We start from the raw sequence: 18,194 nt of genomic DNA, 5'->3' as shown, positions 1-18,194 counted from the left end.
AATCATCCTCCTCTGCCTCCTGGGGGATCTCTGCTCCCCTACTGCTCACACCCGACACCGGACAGGCCGCGCCATAACTCATTTCAAATCCTGATAATTAACCGCAAAACATCTGCGATGGAGGGAGCCAGGTGTCTGGATTTGACATCCATTTTCTATCAGAGTTTTAAGCTAGAATCAGAAGCTTTTTTAACTCAAAATATTTGAGGAGAAAACCAGATGATAGAGTGATTTTTTGATCTCCCCCCAGCTCCCATTCTTGGCCGAAACCATTACCGGATAAGAGTTTGAGCTGATTCGCCCCGAACGACGCCTCCCCCGAAATTTCCCCCTCCGCTAAAATATTGAATATTGTTCTCCACCCCAAGTTTAAAAACAAACATAATGATCGGATCAGATTCCTCCACCACACCCCTGCCCCACCCTCACCAGCACCTTCACCCGGAGGAACATCCCTCGTCGGCACACCCCCACGTCCATAGCGAAGAATCCCTGCGTCGCATCGTGAACCGACTCTCCCGCATCGAAGGACACATCCGCGGCGTCAAAACCATGGTGCAGGAAAGCCGCCCCTGTCCCGATGTCCTGGTGCAGCTCGCCGCTGTCCGGGGGGCAGTCGATCGCGTTTCCCGGATGATTCTGGACGAACACTTGACCGAATGTGTGGCCCGAGCCGCCCAAGAAGGCAATATTGATGTTGAAATCGAAGAACTCAAAGCCGCTTTAGACCGATTTTTGCCATGAGTGTCGCATCTCTCAAAATCGCCTTGGGGCTGGTTTGGGTGGGATTTCTCACCTACGCTTTTCTGTTCGCCCCCCCCGACCATCCCCAGGAAACCTTCGCCCTGATTCAAAACCTCTCTTTCGGCAACTGGGAGGGTATCAACCCTCTGATTGTCGCCCTGTTCAATTTGATGGGTATCTGGCCGCTGGTTTACAGTTGCGTGCTATTTGCCGACGGCCGCGGCCAGAAGATTCCGGCCTGGCCCTTTGTGGCTTTATCCTTCGGCGTGGGAGCCTTCGCCCTGCTGCCCTATTTGGCATTGCGTCAACCCAACCCCGATTTTCCCGGAAAGCGCGATCGCTTCATCCGCCTCTGGGATTCGAGATTCACGGGAATTATTTTAACCGCCGGGGCGATCGCATTGGTGAGTTATGGCATCACCCAGGGGAACTGGGGCGATTTTGTCCAACAGTGGCAGACCAGCCGCTTCATCCACGTCATGAGCCTGGATTTTTGCCTGCTGTCGGTGCTGTTTCCCGCCCTCCTCGGGGATGATATGGCGCGGCGGGGCATGGATAACACCAGCTTATTTTGGATTTTCGCTTTAATTCCGCTGTTCGGGCCGCTATCCTATTTGTGCCGGCGTCCGCCCTTATCCGAGTCCGGAGCGATCGCCGAAGCGAGTGCGATCGCGCCTTGAGGGGCGACGGAACTTAAAACTTCATAACATTTTGATGACAATTGATAACAATTGCCGTCAAATTCACCCATTTTTCACAGCCATTACCTATACTGTAAACTGTCATTTTTGGCAAGTGTGGTTTTCTATCGGTGAGGAAGTTGGGTAGAATGCCAGTCGTTCCAGCATGACCGATGCCCTTGTCTCCCCAGTCATCAATGGACAACATTTCCCCCAATCGCTTCGAGTGGAGAGCGATTCAGAGTCCCTGGCGTGCCGGAACTCACCGTCAATCCGCTAGATTGGGGCATCCAAATGATCTCTAGACTCAACGATTCACCAAACAACTGATGAACAAAACACCGTCAAAAGCCATAGGTGCGCTGTCGCGGATCGCGTCCTTACCCCTACTAGCAGCCGTGGCACTGCTGAGTGCCTGTTCCGGGCAACCCCAGGCGGCTGGCCCCCCTCCCGTTCCCGTGGAAATCGAAAAAATCGACGCCCGGGATGTCAAAGACAGCAGCGAATACAACGCCAGAGTCGAGGGGGTGGAAAATTCCATCATCAGGCCCCGGGTGAGCGGGTGGGTGAAACAGGTCTACGTCCGCTTGGGCCAGCGGGTGGAAGCCGGCGACCCCCTCATGCAGATCGACTCCTCCCAGCAGCAGGCTAACTTCGAGAACCGACTGGCGACAGTGGAAGGCAGACGGGCCGCACTCAAGGGAGCCGAAGCCGAATTAGAAGCCCTGAGAGCCAACTTGACCCGCACCCGGGCCGAATTGGAATTTCAGTCCCAGGGGGCGAATTTGCAGCGAGCCGAGCGGGAATTGGACGCCCAGATCGACGAACGGCAGCGACTCGAATTCGAGTTGGAAAATTCCCAAGAAAACTTGCAGGCCGCCGTGCGGGAGTTGGAACGGCGGCAGGCGATCCGGCAACAGCGACAGGCCGCCTACGAGCGCTATGAAAAGCTGTGGGAGGAGGGGGTGATTTCCTCGGAACTCTACGACGAGAAACTACGGGACCGACAAACCAGCGAAGCCGAGGTCGCCAACCAGGAAAAAGAAGTGCTCGCGGCCCGGGCGCGGGTGGAAGCGGCCCGGGCGAACCTGTCCCGCCAGGGGCGCACCATCGAGGCTTCGCGGGCCCAGGTGGAAAGCGCCGGCAGGGATCTCGATCGCCAAATTGCCACCCTGGAAGCAGATATCGCCCGTCAAGAGAAGGCGATCGAAGCCCAGGAAGCCCAACTCGCCCTGTTGGAGCGGGAAATCCAGGGGGCGAGGGCGAACGCGGTGGCCGAACAGGTGCAGTTGGACTACTACACCATCAACGCCCCCATCGGCGGCATCGTGGGCGACATCCCGGTCAAGGTAGGGGATCTTGTGGACAGCCAGACCACCCTCACCAGCATCCGCCAGAACCAGAATTTGGAGGTCAACATCGACATTCCCATCGGTTTCTTACCCCAATTGCGGGTGGGGACGCCGGTAGAATTGATCGCCCAGGAGACGGGGGAGGCGATCGGCACCAGTCGGATTTCTTACATCGCCCCCAACGCCGGGACCGGAACTCAAACCATCTTGGTGAAGGCGATTTATCCCAACCAAAATAACGAATTGCGGACCGATCAAATTGTCCGCGCCCGGGTAATTTGGGAACAGGCATCAGGGGTAACAGTTCCCACCACGGCGATCACCCGCATCGGGGCGCAGAGTTTCGTGTTTCGGGTCGAAGAACAGCAGACGGACGCCGGAGAAACGATGCTGGTCGCCAAACAAGTTCCCGTCCAACTCGGCAGCATTCAGGGTCAGAGTTTCGAGGTCATTTCCGGGGTCAAAGCCGGCGATCGCATCGTCAGCGAAGGGGTGATCAAATTGCGGAACGGCGTTCCCATCGTCGATCGCACCAACGATCGAGAAGCCGCTTCCACCCCTCAACAATAGGGCGATCGTACCTCCGGACTCGGAGCGCAATCAAGACTGGCTAAATTTCGAGAATCCGGTATCATGAACCTGACCGGATTCACCATCAGAAATTGGCAGCGGGGGAATGCTCTCTGGCCGGCCGCACCCCGTGGATATCGAGCGGATTCCCTCCGAGAATGCCTCCCGAACGGCCGACCCCACTACCCGTCCCCAACCGCTTATGCTCTTATTTGTCAGCACCTTCATCAAGCGCCCCGTCCTGACGACGGTCTGCACCATTTTGATCATTTTGGTGGGCGTCATCTGCATCCCGCTGCTGCCCATCTCCCAACTGCCGCAGCTCGCCAACACCCAAATCAACGTCACCGCCGTCAACATCGGAGCGGACGCGGAGACCACCGAGACGACCGTGACGACGCTCTTGGAGCGGGAGATCAACGGCGTCGAAAACATGAAATACATCTCCTCCAACACGGGAAATAACGGCGTCTCCAACATTTCCGTCGCCTTTCCCGTGGACGTGGACCGGGATATCGCCCAAGTCAACGTCAACAACCGGGTTTCCCAGGCCGAACCGGGCTTGCCGGATATCGTCCAACAGACGGGCGTCACGGTCCGGGCCTCTTCCCCCAATATCTTGTTGGTGCTGGCGTTTTACTCCGAAACGGACGACCAGGGGCGGGATTTGTATGATGAAATTTTTATCAGCAACTATCTCGATCTGAGCGTCACCGACGAACTGACCCGGGCGCCGGGGGTGGGGGAGGTGACACTGTTGGGGGAACGAACCTATGCGATGCGAATTTGGCTCAACCCCCAAAAAATGGCGGCGAGGGGGTTGGTGGCCCAGGATGTGGTCGCCGCCCTGCGGGAACAAAACATCCAGGTGGGGGCGGGAAAAATCGGCCAATCCCCCACACCCCCCGGACAGCGGTTTGAAATTCCGCTGCAGGCCGTGAGTCGGCTGCGGGATGAAAAAGAATTTGAAAATTTGGTACTCAGCGTCGGGGAGGGCGGCAGCCTCGTCACGCTCAAAGATGTGGGCCGGGCGGAACTCGGGGCCCAGGATTACAACGTCGATGCCCGGTTCAGGGACCGGCCGGCGGTGGGGATCGCGATTTACCAGCGTCCGGGGAGCAACGCCTTGGAAACGGCGGCGGCGGTGAAATCCAAGGTGGCGGAGTTGAGCGCATCCTTTCCGCCGGGATTGAAATATGAGACGGCCTTCGACACGACTTTATTTATCAACGCCTCCCTGCAGGAAGTGGTGATCACGCTGTTTCAGGCGATCGCGCTGGTGATTTTGGTGATCTTTATTTTCCTACAAGATTGGCGAACCACCCTGATCCCGGCGATCGCGATTCCGGTGGCCCTGATCGGGGCGATGGCCGGGTTGATGGTGATGGGATTCCAACTCAACACCCTGACGCTGTTCGCCTGCACCCTGGCGACGGGTCTGGTGGTGGACGATGCGATCGTGATCGTGGAGGCGGTTTCCACCAAAATCAACCAGGGGATGAAACCCCGGCAGGCGGCCCTCGACGCCATGCAGGAACTCACCGGGGCCACCATCGCCACCTCCCTGGTGCTGATGGCGGTGTTCATCCCGGTGTCCTTCTTCCCGGGCACGACGGGAATTATCTTCAAACAGTTCGCCCTCACCATCGCCTTCGCGGTGCTGTGTTCGACGTTCAACGCCCTCACCTTCTCCCCCACGATGGCCGGGGTGCTGTTGCGCCCCCAAAGGGAAACCCAGGGACCCCTGGGATTGCTGTTCCGGAACTTCAACCGGGGCTTCAATTGGCTGCAAAATCAATATGGCAAGGCGATCCGATTTCTCGTCCGCATCAATACCCTGGTGATGGGACTGTTCGTCGGCGGGTTGGTGCTGACGGTGCTGATGTACGGCTGGGTGCCGAGCGGCTTCGTCCCGGAAGAAGACCAGGGATACTTTTTGATCGTCTTTCAGACGCCGGACGGGGTGTCCCTCAACTACACGGCCGAGGCGGCGGAAGACGTGATCGAGGCGGTTTTGGAGCAGCCGGAGGTGCAATCGACGTTCAGCGCCGCCGGGTTCGGCTTCGAGGGGCAGAACCCGTCCCAGGGGGTGATGTTCGTCGGCCTGAAACCGTGGGACGAACGGCCCGGGCAAGATGGATCGGTTTACGGGGTGCTGCGGCGGGTCAACGGCGCCCTGCGGGAAATCCCGAGGTTGCAGGCCTTCGCCCTCAACGCCCCCCCGGTGCAGGGGATGAGCAATACCGGCGGGGTGGAAATGCAGATCCAAGACCGCAGTGGCAACCTGCCGATTTCGCAACTGGTGGAGAACGGCAACCGGCTGGTGGCGGCCCTGAATTCCGACCAATATCCGGCGGTGGGGGGGGCGTTCACCCAGTTTTCGGCGGCTAAGGCCCAGAAGAAGATCGAGGTGCTGCGCGATCGCGCCAAGGCCTTGAATGTCAACATCGGGGACGTGTTCAGCACCCTCCAGATCTATCTGGGGTCGTCCTACGTCAACGACTTCGTGTTGGGACAGCGCCAGTACCGGGTCACGGCCCAGGCGGAGGCGGAGTTTCGCGCCGACCCGTCGGACATCGATCGCCTCTATGTGCGATCGCGGAACGGCGATTTGGTTCCCCTGGGAAATTTGGTTCGATTTGAAGATTTCGTCGGGCCGGAAATTATCACCCACTTCAATATTTACCGCTCGATGCGGATTCAGGGCAACCCCGCCCCCGGATACAGTTCCGGACAGGCGATCGCTGCAATGGAAGAGGCGGCCCGGGAAGTCCTCGACCCCGGTTATGGCTTCGCTTGGCAGGGCAGCGCCCTGGAGGAAAAGGCGTCCGGCGGCGCGGCGCCCATCATCTTCGGCCTGGGCTTCGTGATGGTGTTCCTGGTGCTCTCGGCCCAATACGAAAGCTACATCGACCCCACGATCATCATGCTGGCAGTCCCCCTGGCGGTTCTGGGAGCCCTCGCCGCCATCTGGCTGCGGGCGAACGTGATCATGGCTGGGACTCTCTGGCCCGTCGTCACCAACGACGTTTACTGTCAGGTGGCGCTGGTGATGCTGATCGGTCTGGCTTCCAAAAACTCGATCCTGATCGTGGAATTCGCCAACCAACTGCGGGACAAAGGCCTCGACATCAAACAGGCGGCGACCCAGGCGGCGGAACAGCGCTTCCGCCCCATTCAGATGACGGCGATCTCCTCCCTGATCGGGTTCTGGCCCCTGGTGGTCGCCTCCGGCCCCGGAGCGTCGAGCCGCTGGTCTTTGGGAACGGCGATCTTCGGCGGGATGCTGGTGGGGACGCTGCTGAGTTTGCTGATCACCCCCAACCTCTACATCGCCATCAAGAACCTGGAGGCACGGTTCCTGAAAGGCGAGAAGGCCGACAAATCCGACGGTTCGGGTCCCAACGGCTCCAACGGCGGGGGATTGAAAAAACGCCTGCCCCGTCGTCGCAAAAAGGCGCAGTCGAACGGCTACCACGAGGATGAGGCGATCGGCGAGAACCCACCCATCGCCGAAGATCTCGAATCTGCCCCGGATGAAGTGTTGCGGATCGATCGCAACCCCCCCGAACCCCAAGGAGAAACGTAAATTTCTACTTTCTCAATTTCTCAATTTGTCGATCGCGAGTCACTTTAGATCATGTCCGAACACGCCCAGGAACTCAACCCCACCGAACCCCCGGCTTCCCTCGAAGAACGGGTCGCCCGACTCGAAAAAACCCTCGATCAGGTGGTGTTGCTGATGAGCGACACTTTCCGTTACGGGAAGTTGCGGGAGTTATTGGAGGCGAAAAATTGGCGGGAAGCCGACTTGGAAACAACCCGGGTGATGTTGGAAATCGCCAACCAACCCAAGCACGACAATCTCAAACCGGACGAGGTGATGTTGTTCCCATGCAGCGCCCTCCATTTGCTCGATCAATTGTGGTTGAAATACAGCAATAACCAGTTTGGATTCAGCGTCCAACGGCGGATTTACACCGAAGCGGGGGGGACGGACGACATCTCCAATATTGACCTGGATTTGTTGGCGCGGGTGGGCGATCGCTTGGGGTGGCGCGAAGAGAAGAAATGGCTCCCTTACGAACAACTCAATTTCAGCCTTTCCGCCCCTCCGGGATGCCATCCGTCGAACTGGTGGCGATCGGCCTACGGCGCGAAAATGGCGGTCTATTTCTTAGCGCGGCTGATGCGGTGCGGGGTTTAACAACACTCGCCCTCACCCCCAACCCCTCTCCCAATACTGGGCGAGGGGAGCCACTTTCTTGTTCCCCCCAAAATTGGGGGCTAGGGGGGCTTTAAAGACTTAGGCAAGGAAATGATGATTACCATTCCAAAAATAGAATATCTTAAAGTTACCAATTACCGAGCATTACACGATATAGAATTAAAAAAAATCACCCCACTGACCGTATTTTTGGGACCCAACGGCAGCGGAAAATCGACGATTTTCGATGTGTTTGCATTTCGGTCCGAATGCTTCACCGAAAGCCTCAGAAAAGCCTGGGATAGGCGGGGTAGATTTCGGGAACTCCGCACCCGAGATAGTGAAGGCTGCATTGTCATTGAATTCAAATATAAAGAAACCTCTCAATCACCTTTAATCACCTATCATCTCGCCATCAATGAAGAAAATAATCGCCCTTTCATTGCCGAAGAATGGCTGCACTGGCGGCGGGGAAAAACAGGCAAACCGTACTTGGGAAGCCTTAGAACGGGTTCTGAAAAGGGCGGGATATCATAAAGGAGGGCTGGAGAAATATAAAGCATCTGGCGATATTGCCCAACATATGACCCCTGAAGTCAATCGATCTCAGAGTTTTCAAGTTTTTTATCGTTCCCTATTAGAATTGACTGGAAATAATTGTAAACTTTTGTAAAAAATTCAATCAAATCCGGTTGAATGCCCGGAAAAAAATGGGTTGGATATCCGCACCGCTTGGGAATCAATTCCAGAGGGCGCAAGCCAGTCACCCCTACCCGATCAAATCATCTTCAAATGATTGGGGAGGTTGAGGAGGGGATAACCGGATTTGAGATGGCGAAGCGACGAAGCTCTATTGCCGATCGCGATAACCGTTCAATCCCCCAAAACCAAACCGGATCTGAGAATCGTGACGCGGCTGCTATCCACCACCAGAGGCCAAAATCCCCGCTCGTTGAGGGTTTCAAAGGTGTCGAGAATGTCCTCGGCTTCGGCACTGTATTCGACCAACAAATAGGGGCGCTGGCCGTAGGAAACCAGGGCGATTTGTTGGCCGATCGCCCGTTCGACTTGGGCGGCAATTTCCGGGCGGTTGAAATAGTCCACCAGCACCGCATAACCCGAGCCGAGGGGTTCCGGGTCGTATCGGGAACTAGGGGGCGATCGCCGCACCACCCGGCCGGCAGGGGGTCTGGGAGTTGCCGCCACGTCGGGCTCGATGACGTAGGCCGACAGTCCCGCCGTATCCTCGAAATAAGCGGCCCAGTCTTCCGCGATCAGCATATCCTCAAACCCGCCGACCCGCGTCACCACGTCATCGATGTAGCGACAGACATCGCTTTCGATATCGTCGGGGAGGGCATCGCGGGCGATCGCCTGTTTTTCCGCCGTTTCGCTGACGATCAGGAGCAAATATTCGCCCGCTTCCGGGGGTTCGCAGGCCGTCTGGGCCGGACTCGGTTGGGCGCCGAATCCCAAACCCAGCAGGGCGACCCCCAGCGAACCCATCCCGGCAAACCACTGTCTCACACCAATTTGACCTGTAGCCATAGTTTATGTTCGCGATCGCTTTTGCCCGCCATTGTATCGGAAGAAGGGTGTGGGGTGTAGGGTGTAGGGTGTAGGGAAAGTCAAAATTCCCCATTCCCCATTCCCCATTCCCCATTCCCTACGAAACCGTTGTCAGGGATGCGATCGGGTCCGGGATGCTCTCCGAGGGAGCTTGGAATTCTCCGGTGATGACGTGTTCCAACCGCAGTTTCAGCCAGGTGATGAATTGGGGGTTGGTGGAGACGACGGCGGCGGCGGGTTTCGGGCATTTCGCCTTAATTTCCGCCATTTGCGGCGCCTCTAAAAAGGCGGGTTCGACCACCAGCCAAAAGTCGATCGCCTTTTCCTGTTCCTGGTAGTTGCGGGTGCGTTCCCGCAGGACTTCTTCAAAGGGTTCCTCTTCGAGGAGGAAGTGTTTGCTGGCCAAGACGTAATGATAAGTTTGCATTTGAACCTGGAATAAATGGGTTGACTCAGGCGAGGATCGCCTGTTTCATTTCCCGCACGGCCCGATCGAGGCCGACGAGAACAGCGCGACTTATTATTGTATGGCCTATGTTGAGTTCTTCCATACCTTTTAGGCGGGCGACGGGGGTGACGTTCCAGTAGGTGAGGCCGTGACCCGCATTCACCCGCAGTCCGGCTTCGATCGCCAACCGGCATCCGTCGGCCAAAACGGTCAGTTCCTTTTCCCGTTCCGCCTCTCCGGAGGCTTCGGCGTAACATCCCGTATGCAGTTCGATGAATTTCGCCTTCACCGCCGCCGAGGCTTCGATTTGGGACGGGTTGGCGTCAATAAACAGGCTGACGGGAATTCCCGCCCCCTGCAAGGTGCCCACCACGTCCGTCATCCGGGCCAGTTGTCCGGCGATGTCCAGACCCCCTTCGGTGGTGACTTCCTCCCGCCGTTCGGGGACGAGGGTGATATAGTCGGGTTTGATATCGAGGGCGATCGCGACCATTTCATCCGTCGCGGCCATTTCTAGGTTGAGGTGGGTTCTCACGGTTTCCCGCAGCAGCCGCACGTCCCGATCTTGGATGTGGCGCCGGTCCTCCCGCAGGTGCACCGTGATGCCGTCGGCTCCCGCCAATTCGGCGATCGCGGCTGCGGCCACCGGATCGGGCTCCACCGTCCGCCGCGCCTGTCGGATCGTGGCAATGTGGTCGATATTGACTCCGAGAGTCGGCAATTTCGCTGTCTCCTGTAGAGTGGGTAGGGAAAAATTGACAATTTATGATTATAGCAGCAGCGATCGCGCATGACACGGATTAATTTTCCTGTTGCCGATTGTTGTTCTTTTTAAGCTGTGGTCAATGAAATGATGAACGATCGCGATCGGATCACCATCGAACCCGGAAAGCGCAGCGGTCAACCTTGCATTCGCGGAATGCGAATCACGGTTTATGATGTGTTGTCATATCTCGCATCGGGCATGACTTACGAAGAAGTCCTCGATGATTTTCCGTATTTGACCCGAGAAGATATTCTCGCTTGTTTGAGTTATATTGACAGATAAACGAATTGTCTGTTTAGGATAAATGATTCATCGATCGCCGGACTCGTTCGATTTGTAGGGGCGCATCAATTTTTTCCCAAAGTGCGATCGCTCTGTTAAAATAATCTTGGCTATTTGCGATTTCTCCCATTACTTGATAGGTTAAACCCAGTTGATAATACGCTTCAGCTAAGTCGCATTTTGCACCAATTTTCTCTAAAATTTTTGTCGCTTCATCGTGATAGTTTAATGCCGTTGACACATCGGATCTCATATAAATCTCGCCCAGTCCCATAAACCCTTTTGCTTTCACCTGTAAATAGTTGGTTTCATCAGCAAATGATATTGCTGTGTTATACTGAGTTTTGGCTCCGTCAATATCTTTTAAATTATAACAAGTCTTACCCGTAAAAATATAATAATAACTGGTGTACCATATTCCGGCTTGTATGGAGCTTATTCGGTCAAACTCCCGATCAAAATCATTCATTGATCGTTTTAAAAAAATTTGAGATTTTGCGCTTTCATTGATCGATGAATAACAAAATGACAACATAGAATAAACATCAGAAATTGGAAGACTTTTTGACCGATCTATCAATGATATATGAAATTCCAATAGCTCGATAGCTTCTTCAAATTCAAGTAATTCCAATTTGCACAATGCTTGACTCAAAAAAGAAACGATATAAAGCCTATAAATTTTGGGGTCTTTTTCGTCATTTTTGTAACTCTCTTCAAGTTTTTTAGCAATTTCTGCTAATTTTTTGTGAGCGAACAGAGAATCTTGAAGTCTTCCCATCATCCAATATGTGTCTCCCAAAACATTATAGAGTCTGCCCAAGGAGAAGCTCACTTTAACCTTATCTTTGATCGCGTTTATTGCTTGCTCTATTTGTATCAATAAACCCAATCTATAAAACGAGCAGCCTAACGGTTCACCCATTTCATAAATATGATCGCGTTCTGTAGCAATTACATCTGCCGCACCATTAAAATCTTCGATTTGCAAGTAATGATAGTACGCCTCAAGAGCCGTAATTGCATCCTTTCCTGTATCAATAGTATCAACAATTTGTGTCCAAAACCTTGCCACTGTTCGGTTTGCCTTTTCCCGATCTTCACTAATTTTTGATCGTTCAAACGCTTCTTGTCGAATCAAAGGATGTAACTTATACTCACGATTGACACGCTCAATTAAACCGCGCTTCCACAACCTCTCGATCGCACCTGAAGCGTCTCTTTTCGGCACATCCCATAATAGACACAATAACCCATCTCTGGGAACAGTTGGCACATCCTGATACCGAAAACACCCCATCCGGCAGAGTAATTGATAAGCCATCAGATCAACACTTTCTAGGCGTCCAAATTGTTCGACGAGCAAATTGTGAACTGCCGTTTCCACCGATACCCCTTCCTCGGTATAATGAATCTCCCAGTAATCTTCAATATCTCTCTCGTAATCTAAAGCAATCCGTTCACGCAAAATGTTCATCGCCAAAGCATTCCCACCATAAGCTTGATGGATTTCCGCTAAAACCGGAGAATCTGCATTTAACTCTTGTTGACTAAAATATTCCCGCCAAGCCTCCACACTCAGAACTTTTAACGGATAGAGTACGATATCCAAACTTTCGCAAACTCGTTCCCGACTGGTAATCAACGTTAGGGATTTGAGAGAGCGATCGCACAATACCCGCAACAATTCCACATAACTGCGATGATCGGCGATAAATTTCCCATCTTTATCTAACGCGGGTTCCAGGTTATCGACTAATATCCCGATCGCCTCAGACTGTAGCTTCTCCCGCAGGCGATCGCACGACACCAAAAATTCCCGTCCCGGTTCCTCCCCCAACTTCCGCAAATTTTGTTCGATCCAACCTTCCGCCGAGTTAATATTTTTGGCATCTTTTGCAATATCAAACCGCAGCGGAGGCTGACTGAAGCGTTGCGTCAAGTATCGCTCCGCCAAAACCGTTTTTCCCACACCCCCCGGACTTTGAATCAAGATACAGGTTGCACCCCTTTCCACCAAACGATCCAAGTCCGCGATCGCCTCTTCCCGTCCCACAAAATCCCGATCCGTCAACCGCTCAATATTTTGCGGTGGACTAATTGTCGGATGATCCGATATGTCGAGTTCTTGTTCTTGTTTCAGTCTCCATTGCTGTTCAACAATTCCCCTAAATTTTCTTTTCGTAACTTGTCCGTCTGGAAGATCAAATAAATTCCCAATTCGCTTCCAAAGTGCACTCCCAACCTTTCTAAATTCTGCATCATCATTATGTATTTTAAACTCATCCATTATTTTGTCATAGCTCAAATTTTCCCATGATCCTTTAAATATTTTTTGTTCGGTCTCAGTTAACTGATACGCAAATTGACGGATCAGCAAATCTTCTATAAATTTGAGAGCGGTTTCAGCATCCATAGCTTCTTGCACCCCGACTGGCTAAACTGTAACCCACAAATTCCCCACACGCACCCCACAAAAAATTGCCCACAAATTCCCCATGTTTTTTTCTTCGGATACGGGCGATAGTAAAAACATAGAGGAAGTAACGCCTCTCAAGTCAAAGTGAACTGTATAAGGAGAACATCTCATGGCTTCTGAAACTCTCAGAACGAGCAAAACCTGGTCTGGTAGCTACCGCGCCAGCGACTCCAAAGGCAATGAAGGCTATGGAAGCACCGAAGGCAAAGCCATCGAAGCGCTGAAAATGGCTCAAAACAAGAAGAACAAGTAGCGTGCTGATTCAGAAGATAGCTGTATTCTAGCACGGGTTCAATTCTTCTGTCACTCGGTATCGGATGGGGCGGGGATTCAGCCTCGCCCCCATCCCCATCGTGCCAAATCGTACCTGTCCGACAAATTGATAAGGAGTCAGTAAAGATGAAATCGAATTCCTCTCACCCCAGCAAACTCCAAAAGTCCGGCGTGAATTATGGTCGGACATTTATTCCCCCCTATTCTCACCGGCAACGCCCCTATTTCTCCATCTCGTCCTCCCATCGAGTTGAACGGGTAGAAACCCCCGACCAGCGACGACATCGCGAGGTTCAGGCGGAAGCGATCGCCACCCAAAAAAAACATTTGCGCGATCGCCTCTGTCAACGCCTCCTAAAAGCCCAACAACGGGGCGACACTCGCCTGGTTCGGGAACTCCGAAAAGAGTGGGAAGAACTGTTTCCTGACACGCCCAGCATCATTTGATCGGCGATATTTGCGTCAATTATCTTAATCCGAAATTGGGGCGAACAGTTCGCCCCAGAATTGACTCCCATCTCCAGATAATCCCAGGAGGAAAAAATGGTTACTAGCATCGCTCGACCTTCGACCACTTACAGCATCGACACGATCCGGGAAGATGTCCGTTATTTGGTGCAACAGGGAATCGTCAGCCGCCATCAATCGATTGATACCTTACTGGCTTATATTCCCGATCGCGATCGCACCGATTTCCGGCGGGAATTGGAATTGAATGACTATCTACTCCGCGATCGTATTGCAGATTTAATTCCCCAGGAACGTTGGCAAAATGACTGAGAACATCTCCGACTCAACTTTCCAATAAAACTATCCATATCACGAATCAAGCATCTCTTGTAATGAATCGGATTGAACCCTCATGCAACATTTATCCTCTCTTTCCAATCTCGTAGAAACTGACCTGCGACGGGTGCAGCGATCCTTGGGAATCGATCGCCCTCCCCAACTGTTTCCCAAACAATTGGAAGGACAAGATCTTCTGGCCGGATGTCTCGACCTGAATGGCTTAGAGTTATTATTGCTGTTCGGCGATTCCTATCCGACAACACCGCCAATTTTACTGGCGACTTTACTCGATCGCGATACCGAACAGTTGGAACTCCGTTGGTCTTTAAACACCCCGCCAGAAGAACGGTTGATAACGGCGATGCAACGGGTTCTTCACAGCCAGGGTTATCATCCCAAACTCGATCATCAAAAATTCACAAAACAACCCTCTAAAAATTGTCAAAAAAATCGCAGCTTCAGTTTTTGGGAATGGTTTTTATTTGGAGGTTAATTCATCAATATATCAAATTCGGTTATTCAGCCGCACTAACTCCCCAATCATCTTCAGATGATTTGAGCTGTTAGCTTGGGAATTGATTCCCAAGCGGTCTCGATATCCAACCCGTTTGGTTCCGAGCATTCAACCGGATTTGATATGAGATACGTAAGATCCCCCTAAATCCCCCTTAACAAGGGGGACTTTGAATGGGTAAGCGTGCCTCATGGAATTGAAAATTGCTACATTACCTATTCCCTATTCCCTATTCCCTATTCCCTATTCCCTATTCCCCCAAATAACAGTGACAGTCGGGTTTTTCGATCAAAGACGCCGCCAGGGAATTCAACGCCACGGCGGCCAGCAGTCCCCCTCCCAACGTTCCCTCGGTGGTGATGTAGGGAATTGACAGGGACATCAGGCGCCGCTTGGCGGCGGGGGCGTGGCTGAAGCCGAGGGGCATACCGATCGCCAGTGCGGGTTTGCAATGTCCGGCTTCGATGGATTCGCAGAGTTTCATCAAAATTGAGGGGGCGTATCCGCACACGAAAATATTGCCCTCGATCGCGCTCTGGATGCGATCGTACCATTCGGGAGTCCGCCAGAATTCCCGCTCCGCGTCCATCGCCGTTTCGACGTGGGGATCGGCGATCGCACTGGTCCATTTACAACCCAAATGGGTCAGCCGCACCGTATCCAACGCCGCCGCCACCGGCCGAACGTCCGCCACGACAGTACAACCGGCTTTCAAGGCGGAACGGGCCGCTTGGATGGCGTCGGGACTCAACCGGACAAAATAGGCCAAACTGACGTCGCCGCAGGCTAAAATCAGTTGCGAGATCAGGTCGATTTCGATCGCCGATCGCCCCGAGAGGTCGGGGAGCAACTGCTGCAACCCCTCCCGGAAGTTTTCGGGATGTCCGGCGACACCGGCATCGAAGTGGCACCAGAGGTCCTCGATGCGCGATCGCTCGGCCCGGGTTTCCGCTTCGAGCAACCGCAGTTGGGCCAAAGCCTCCGCCTGCCGTTCCTGACAGGAGCGATCGCGCCCCAGCAACCCCTCCAAAGCCGAGGCGGTCTGCCGCAGTTGGGCGAGTTGTTTCAACACGCTCTGATAGTGGTCCCGCAACTGTGCGGTCAGGTTTTCGGCCGATGAGGTGGGAGATTCCGCGTCGAGAATTTCTTTGATGTGGGAGAGTCGAAATCCCTGTTGTTTCAGGGCGACGATCCGCCGCAGCCGCCCGACATCGGCCCGGGTGTACAGGCGGTAATTGCTCGGCGATCGCGCCGGATTCGGCAGCAGGCCGATTTTGTGGTAGTGCCGGACCATCCGGGGGGTGACATTCCCCGGGACGGCTTTCGTCAGTTCCGTGATGGTCAATGCCGGCCCTTCGGGGGAGCGGGAGGAGGACATGGGCGAATCCTGACTCGATAGCTTGACATTAACATTAGTGTCAGGGTTTAGGGTGATGGGGTTAAAGACCGACAACCCCGATCATGGCTCACGAACTTTCCAATCAATATCACCGCACCTCCCCGACATTCCCGATCGCCTCCTGGCTGCGAACCTACCCCGACGCCGCCGCCGCGATCGCCTGCGCCCTCCTCACCCTCCTGGGTTGGGCCGCACTGCAAGGAAACTGGGTCGGGTTGGGGGTGTGGATACTCCTGGCGGGTTACGTCATCGGCGGGTACGAGAGCGCCCGGGAAGGGCTGACCACCCTCTGGGAGGAGCGGGAACTGGATGTCGATTTGCTGATGATCGTCGCCGCCCTGGGAGCCGCCGGACTGGGACTGTGGCAGCAAGACTATCATTTATTGGTGGACGGGTCGATCCTGATTTTGATCTTCGCGTTCAGCGGCGCCCTGGAAACCATCGCCACCCAACGCACCGCCAGCAACATCCGGGCCCTGATGCAGATCGCCCCGGACACGGCCCGGGTTCTCCGCGACAACCGGGAACAAATGATGTCTACCTCGGATTTGCAAGTGGGCGATCGCATTTTGGTGAAACCGGGGGAATTCGTCCCCACCGACGGCCTCATCGCCTCCGGTTCGAGTACCCTCAACGAGGCCCCCATCACCGGGGAATCCATGCCGGTGGAGAAAACCGCCGGGGACGAGGTGTTCGGCGGCACCGTCAACGGCGCGGGCGCCCTCACCCTCGAGATCCACAAATCCCCGGAAAGCAGCCTCATCCGCCGGGTGATCTCCCTGGTGGAACAGGCCCAAACCACCGAACCGCCCTCCCAGCAGTTTTTGGAGCGGTTCGAGCGGGGGTATGCCAGGGCGATCGTCGTCACCGGGATTTTGCTGGGGACGCTGCCGCCGGTTTTGCTGGGGTGGAATTGGGAAACGACCATTTATCGGGCCCTGGTGTTTCTGGTGGTGGCCTCCCCCTGCGCGTTGATGGCGGCGATCATGCCCGCTTTATTATCGGCGATCGCGAACGGGGCGCGAAACGGCATTTTATTCAAGGACGGGACGCAATTGGAACGGATGGCGAGGGTGCGGGCGATCGCATTCGACAAAACCGGAACCCTCACCACCGGACAGGTGCAGGTGGGGGCGGTGATTCCGGCGCCCGGAGTCCCGGAAGATCGGGTATTGCAATTGGCCGCATCTCTGGAGGTGTATTCGGAACATCCCATCGGCGAGGCGATCGTCAACCGGGCGAAAATGGGGGGTTTGGACTTGATTCCCGGCACCGACATCCAGGCGAAAGCGGGGTTGGGAATCGTGGGCAATTTGGAAGGAAAAACCGTCCGGGTGGGGAAGGTGGCTTTCGCCTGTCCGGAGGGGGTGGAGATTCCGGCAATTTTGCGCGATCGCGAGCGGGAGTTCCAGGCCGAGGGTCAGTCGGCGATCTGGGTGGTTTCTGACGACGAATTGCTCGGCATCGTCACGGTGGCCGACCAGATCCGCACCCAGGCCCCGGCGTTGCTGGACTCCCTCAGACAGATGGGAATCGAAAGTATCGTCATGCTGACGGGGGACCACACCGCCACGGCGAACAGCGTCGCGGATTCTCTGGGTATCGATCGCGTCTTCGCCGAATTGCTTCCGGAAGATAAAGTGGATGCGATCGCCGATCTCCAACGAACCTGCGGGACCGTGGCGATGGTGGGGGACGGCATCAACGACGCCCCGGCCCTGGCCCGGGCGGACGTGGGCATCGCGATGGGGGGTGCGGGGACGGACGTGGCCCTGGAAACGGCGGACGTGGTGCTGATGGCCGATCGCCTGGAAAAATTGGTGCAAGCCGTCGCGATCGGGCGCCGCTCCCAGCGGATTATCAAGCAAAATATCGCTTTCGCCCTGGCGTCCATCGCCGTGTTATTGTGCGTCAACTTTATCGCCGGGTTGACAATGCCGCTGGGGGTTTTGGGTCACGAGGGCTCGACCCTGTTGGTGACGCTCAACGGCCTGCGGATGTTGCGAGGTTGACACTCCCCGCCCTAAAGGGACAGGGATTCTTGGTTCACGTAAAATCTCCGATACGTTTGGAAGCTCTGTCTCTTTAGAGCAGGGAGGAAAAACGAACGGCGACTTGAGTC

The 18,194-nt window shown here is 54.8% G+C and carries 18 protein-coding genes; 13 read left to right on the top strand and 5 right to left on the bottom strand.

What is annotated here, in order from left to right; all coding sequences use genetic code 11:
* Positions 1-384: 384 nt before the first annotated feature.
* From AC0QHF_RS08275 to AC0QHF_RS08245, 7 genes are all read left to right on the top strand, one after another.
* Positions 385-744, top strand: coding sequence for a metal-sensitive transcriptional regulator (locus AC0QHF_RS08275; protein ID WP_324703729.1), 360 nt, complete (start codon positions 385-387; stop codon positions 742-744).
* Positions 741-1,424 carry a DUF2834 domain-containing protein gene (locus AC0QHF_RS08270; protein WP_324703728.1) on the top strand — a complete coding sequence of 228 codons (684 nt, stop codon included), beginning with the start codon at positions 741-743 and terminating at the stop codon, positions 1,422-1,424. Before AC0QHF_RS08275 ends, AC0QHF_RS08270 begins: the two co-directional genes overlap by 4 nt.
* A 329-nt stretch (positions 1,425-1,753) precedes the next feature.
* Positions 1,754-3,346 (top strand): efflux RND transporter periplasmic adaptor subunit, encoded by a 1,593-nt coding sequence (locus AC0QHF_RS08265; RefSeq protein ID WP_324703727.1) that lies wholly within the window; start codon positions 1,754-1,756, stop codon positions 3,344-3,346.
* A gap of 202 nt (positions 3,347-3,548) precedes the next feature.
* A complete protein-coding gene (locus AC0QHF_RS08260) occupies positions 3,549-6,935 on the top strand; it encodes an efflux RND transporter permease subunit (protein ID WP_324703726.1) in 3,387 nt (1,128 codons plus the stop codon).
* 51 nt (positions 6,936-6,986) lie between these two features.
* Complete coding sequence (locus AC0QHF_RS08255) at positions 6,987-7,553, top strand: GUN4 domain-containing protein (RefSeq protein WP_324703725.1); 567 nt, start codon at positions 6,987-6,989, stop codon at positions 7,551-7,553.
* Between the two features lie 111 nt (positions 7,554-7,664).
* Positions 7,665-8,090 carry an AAA family ATPase gene (locus AC0QHF_RS08250; RefSeq protein WP_324703724.1) on the top strand — a complete coding sequence of 142 codons (426 nt, stop codon included), beginning with the start codon at positions 7,665-7,667 and terminating at the stop codon, positions 8,088-8,090.
* Entirely contained in the window at positions 7,972-8,226 is a 255-nt protein-coding gene (locus AC0QHF_RS08245) for a DUF4276 family protein (RefSeq protein ID WP_375341409.1), read from the top strand. Before AC0QHF_RS08250 ends, AC0QHF_RS08245 begins: the two co-directional genes overlap by 119 nt.
* Positions 8,227-8,426: 200 nt before the next feature.
* On the opposite strand, the gene AC0QHF_RS08240 is transcribed toward AC0QHF_RS08245, so the two are convergent.
* The 3 genes from AC0QHF_RS08240 to AC0QHF_RS08230 all read right to left on the bottom strand — a co-directional run bounded on the left by AC0QHF_RS08240 (position 8,427) and on the right by AC0QHF_RS08230 (position 10,291).
* A complete protein-coding gene (locus AC0QHF_RS08240; protein ID WP_324703723.1) occupies positions 8,427-9,101 on the bottom strand; it encodes a hypothetical protein in 675 nt (224 codons plus the stop codon).
* 118 nt (positions 9,102-9,219) lie between these two features.
* The gene (locus AC0QHF_RS08235) at positions 9,220-9,549 is read right to left on the bottom strand and encodes an MgPME-cyclase complex family protein (protein WP_324703722.1); all 330 of its coding nucleotides are present in this window, start codon (positions 9,547-9,549) and stop codon (positions 9,220-9,222) included.
* Positions 9,550-9,574: 25 nt separating this feature from the next.
* Positions 9,575-10,291, bottom strand: a complete 717-nt coding sequence (locus tag AC0QHF_RS08230; RefSeq protein WP_324703721.1) for a pyridoxine 5'-phosphate synthase — start codon at positions 10,289-10,291, stop codon at positions 9,575-9,577.
* 132 nt (positions 10,292-10,423) lie between these two features.
* On the opposite strand from AC0QHF_RS08230, the gene AC0QHF_RS08225 reads away from it, so the two are divergent.
* Positions 10,424-10,618, top strand: a complete 195-nt coding sequence (locus AC0QHF_RS08225) for a DUF433 domain-containing protein (protein ID WP_324703744.1) — start codon at positions 10,424-10,426, stop codon at positions 10,616-10,618.
* 13 nt (positions 10,619-10,631) lie between these two features.
* Here AC0QHF_RS08225 and AC0QHF_RS08220 read toward each other — a convergent pair whose 3' ends face one another.
* Positions 10,632-13,034 carry a tetratricopeptide repeat protein gene (locus AC0QHF_RS08220; protein ID WP_324703720.1) on the bottom strand — a complete coding sequence of 801 codons (2,403 nt, stop codon included), beginning with the start codon at positions 13,032-13,034 and terminating at the stop codon, positions 10,632-10,634.
* Between the two features lie 172 nt (positions 13,035-13,206).
* On the opposite strand from AC0QHF_RS08220, the gene AC0QHF_RS08215 reads away from it, so the two are divergent.
* The 4 genes from AC0QHF_RS08215 (at position 13,207) to AC0QHF_RS08200 (ending at position 14,652) form a co-directional block, all read left to right on the top strand.
* Entirely contained in the window at positions 13,207-13,350 is a 144-nt protein-coding gene (locus tag AC0QHF_RS08215) for a hypothetical protein (RefSeq protein ID WP_324703719.1), read from the top strand.
* Between the two features lie 146 nt (positions 13,351-13,496).
* A complete protein-coding gene (locus AC0QHF_RS08210; protein ID WP_324703718.1) occupies positions 13,497-13,817 on the top strand; it encodes a hypothetical protein in 321 nt (106 codons plus the stop codon).
* Between the two features lie 96 nt (positions 13,818-13,913).
* A complete protein-coding gene (locus AC0QHF_RS08205; protein ID WP_324703717.1) occupies positions 13,914-14,150 on the top strand; it encodes a DUF4327 family protein in 237 nt (78 codons plus the stop codon).
* 82 nt (positions 14,151-14,232) lie between these two features.
* Entirely contained in the window at positions 14,233-14,652 is a 420-nt protein-coding gene (locus tag AC0QHF_RS08200; protein ID WP_324703716.1) for a hypothetical protein, read from the top strand.
* 271 nt (positions 14,653-14,923) lie between these two features.
* On the opposite strand, the gene AC0QHF_RS08195 is transcribed toward AC0QHF_RS08200, so the two are convergent.
* Positions 14,924-16,051 carry a precorrin-8X methylmutase gene (locus AC0QHF_RS08195; protein WP_324703715.1) on the bottom strand — a complete coding sequence of 376 codons (1,128 nt, stop codon included), beginning with the start codon at positions 16,049-16,051 and terminating at the stop codon, positions 14,924-14,926.
* Between the two features lie 83 nt (positions 16,052-16,134).
* Here AC0QHF_RS08195 and AC0QHF_RS08190 point away from each other — a divergent pair, with 83 nt between their 5' ends.
* On the top strand, positions 16,135-18,084 hold the full coding sequence (locus AC0QHF_RS08190) for a heavy metal translocating P-type ATPase (protein ID WP_324703714.1): 1,950 nt from the start codon (positions 16,135-16,137) through the stop codon (positions 18,082-18,084).
* The last annotated feature ends 110 nt before the right edge of the window (positions 18,085-18,194 follow it).

The organism is Lyngbya sp. CCY1209, from assembly GCF_055795065.1.
The sequence above is the reverse complement of the archived record's forward strand: the minus strand, read 5'-3'. Positions and strand labels throughout refer to the sequence as shown.

Bases quoted from the DNA above. Each gene is read 5' to 3' on its own strand.
- AC0QHF_RS08245 (WP_375341409.1), top strand. From the start codon at position 7,972: ATGAAGAAAATAATCGCCCTTTCATTGCCGAAGAATGGCTGCACTGGC.
- AC0QHF_RS08210 (WP_324703718.1), top strand. From the start codon at position 13,497: ATGAAATCGAATTCCTCTCACCCCAGCAAACTCCAAAAGTCCGGCGTG.
- AC0QHF_RS08200 (WP_324703716.1), top strand. From the start codon at position 14,233: ATGCAACATTTATCCTCTCTTTCCAATCTCGTAGAAACTGACCTGCGA.
- AC0QHF_RS08250 (WP_324703724.1), top strand. From the start codon at position 7,665: ATGATGATTACCATTCCAAAAATAGAATATCTTAAAGTTACCAATTAC.
- AC0QHF_RS08240 (WP_324703723.1), bottom strand. From the start codon at position 9,101: ATGGCTACAGGTCAAATTGGTGTGAGACAGTGGTTTGCCGGGATGGGT.
- AC0QHF_RS08235 (WP_324703722.1), bottom strand. From the start codon at position 9,549: ATGCAAACTTATCATTACGTCTTGGCCAGCAAACACTTCCTCCTCGAA.
- AC0QHF_RS08215 (WP_324703719.1), top strand. From the start codon at position 13,207: ATGGCTTCTGAAACTCTCAGAACGAGCAAAACCTGGTCTGGTAGCTAC.
- AC0QHF_RS08255 (WP_324703725.1), top strand. From the start codon at position 6,987: ATGTCCGAACACGCCCAGGAACTCAACCCCACCGAACCCCCGGCTTCC.
- AC0QHF_RS08195 (WP_324703715.1), bottom strand. From the start codon at position 16,051: ATGTCCTCCTCCCGCTCCCCCGAAGGGCCGGCATTGACCATCACGGAA.
- AC0QHF_RS08260 (WP_324703726.1), top strand. From the start codon at position 3,549: ATGCTCTTATTTGTCAGCACCTTCATCAAGCGCCCCGTCCTGACGACG.
- AC0QHF_RS08265 (WP_324703727.1), top strand. From the start codon at position 1,754: ATGAACAAAACACCGTCAAAAGCCATAGGTGCGCTGTCGCGGATCGCG.
- AC0QHF_RS08205 (WP_324703717.1), top strand. From the start codon at position 13,914: ATGGTTACTAGCATCGCTCGACCTTCGACCACTTACAGCATCGACACG.
- AC0QHF_RS08225 (WP_324703744.1), top strand. From the start codon at position 10,424: ATGAACGATCGCGATCGGATCACCATCGAACCCGGAAAGCGCAGCGGT.
- AC0QHF_RS08220 (WP_324703720.1), bottom strand. From the start codon at position 13,034: ATGGATGCTGAAACCGCTCTCAAATTTATAGAAGATTTGCTGATCCGT.
- AC0QHF_RS08190 (WP_324703714.1), top strand. From the start codon at position 16,135: ATGGCTCACGAACTTTCCAATCAATATCACCGCACCTCCCCGACATTC.
- AC0QHF_RS08275 (WP_324703729.1), top strand. From the start codon at position 385: ATGATCGGATCAGATTCCTCCACCACACCCCTGCCCCACCCTCACCAG.
- AC0QHF_RS08270 (WP_324703728.1), top strand. From the start codon at position 741: ATGAGTGTCGCATCTCTCAAAATCGCCTTGGGGCTGGTTTGGGTGGGA.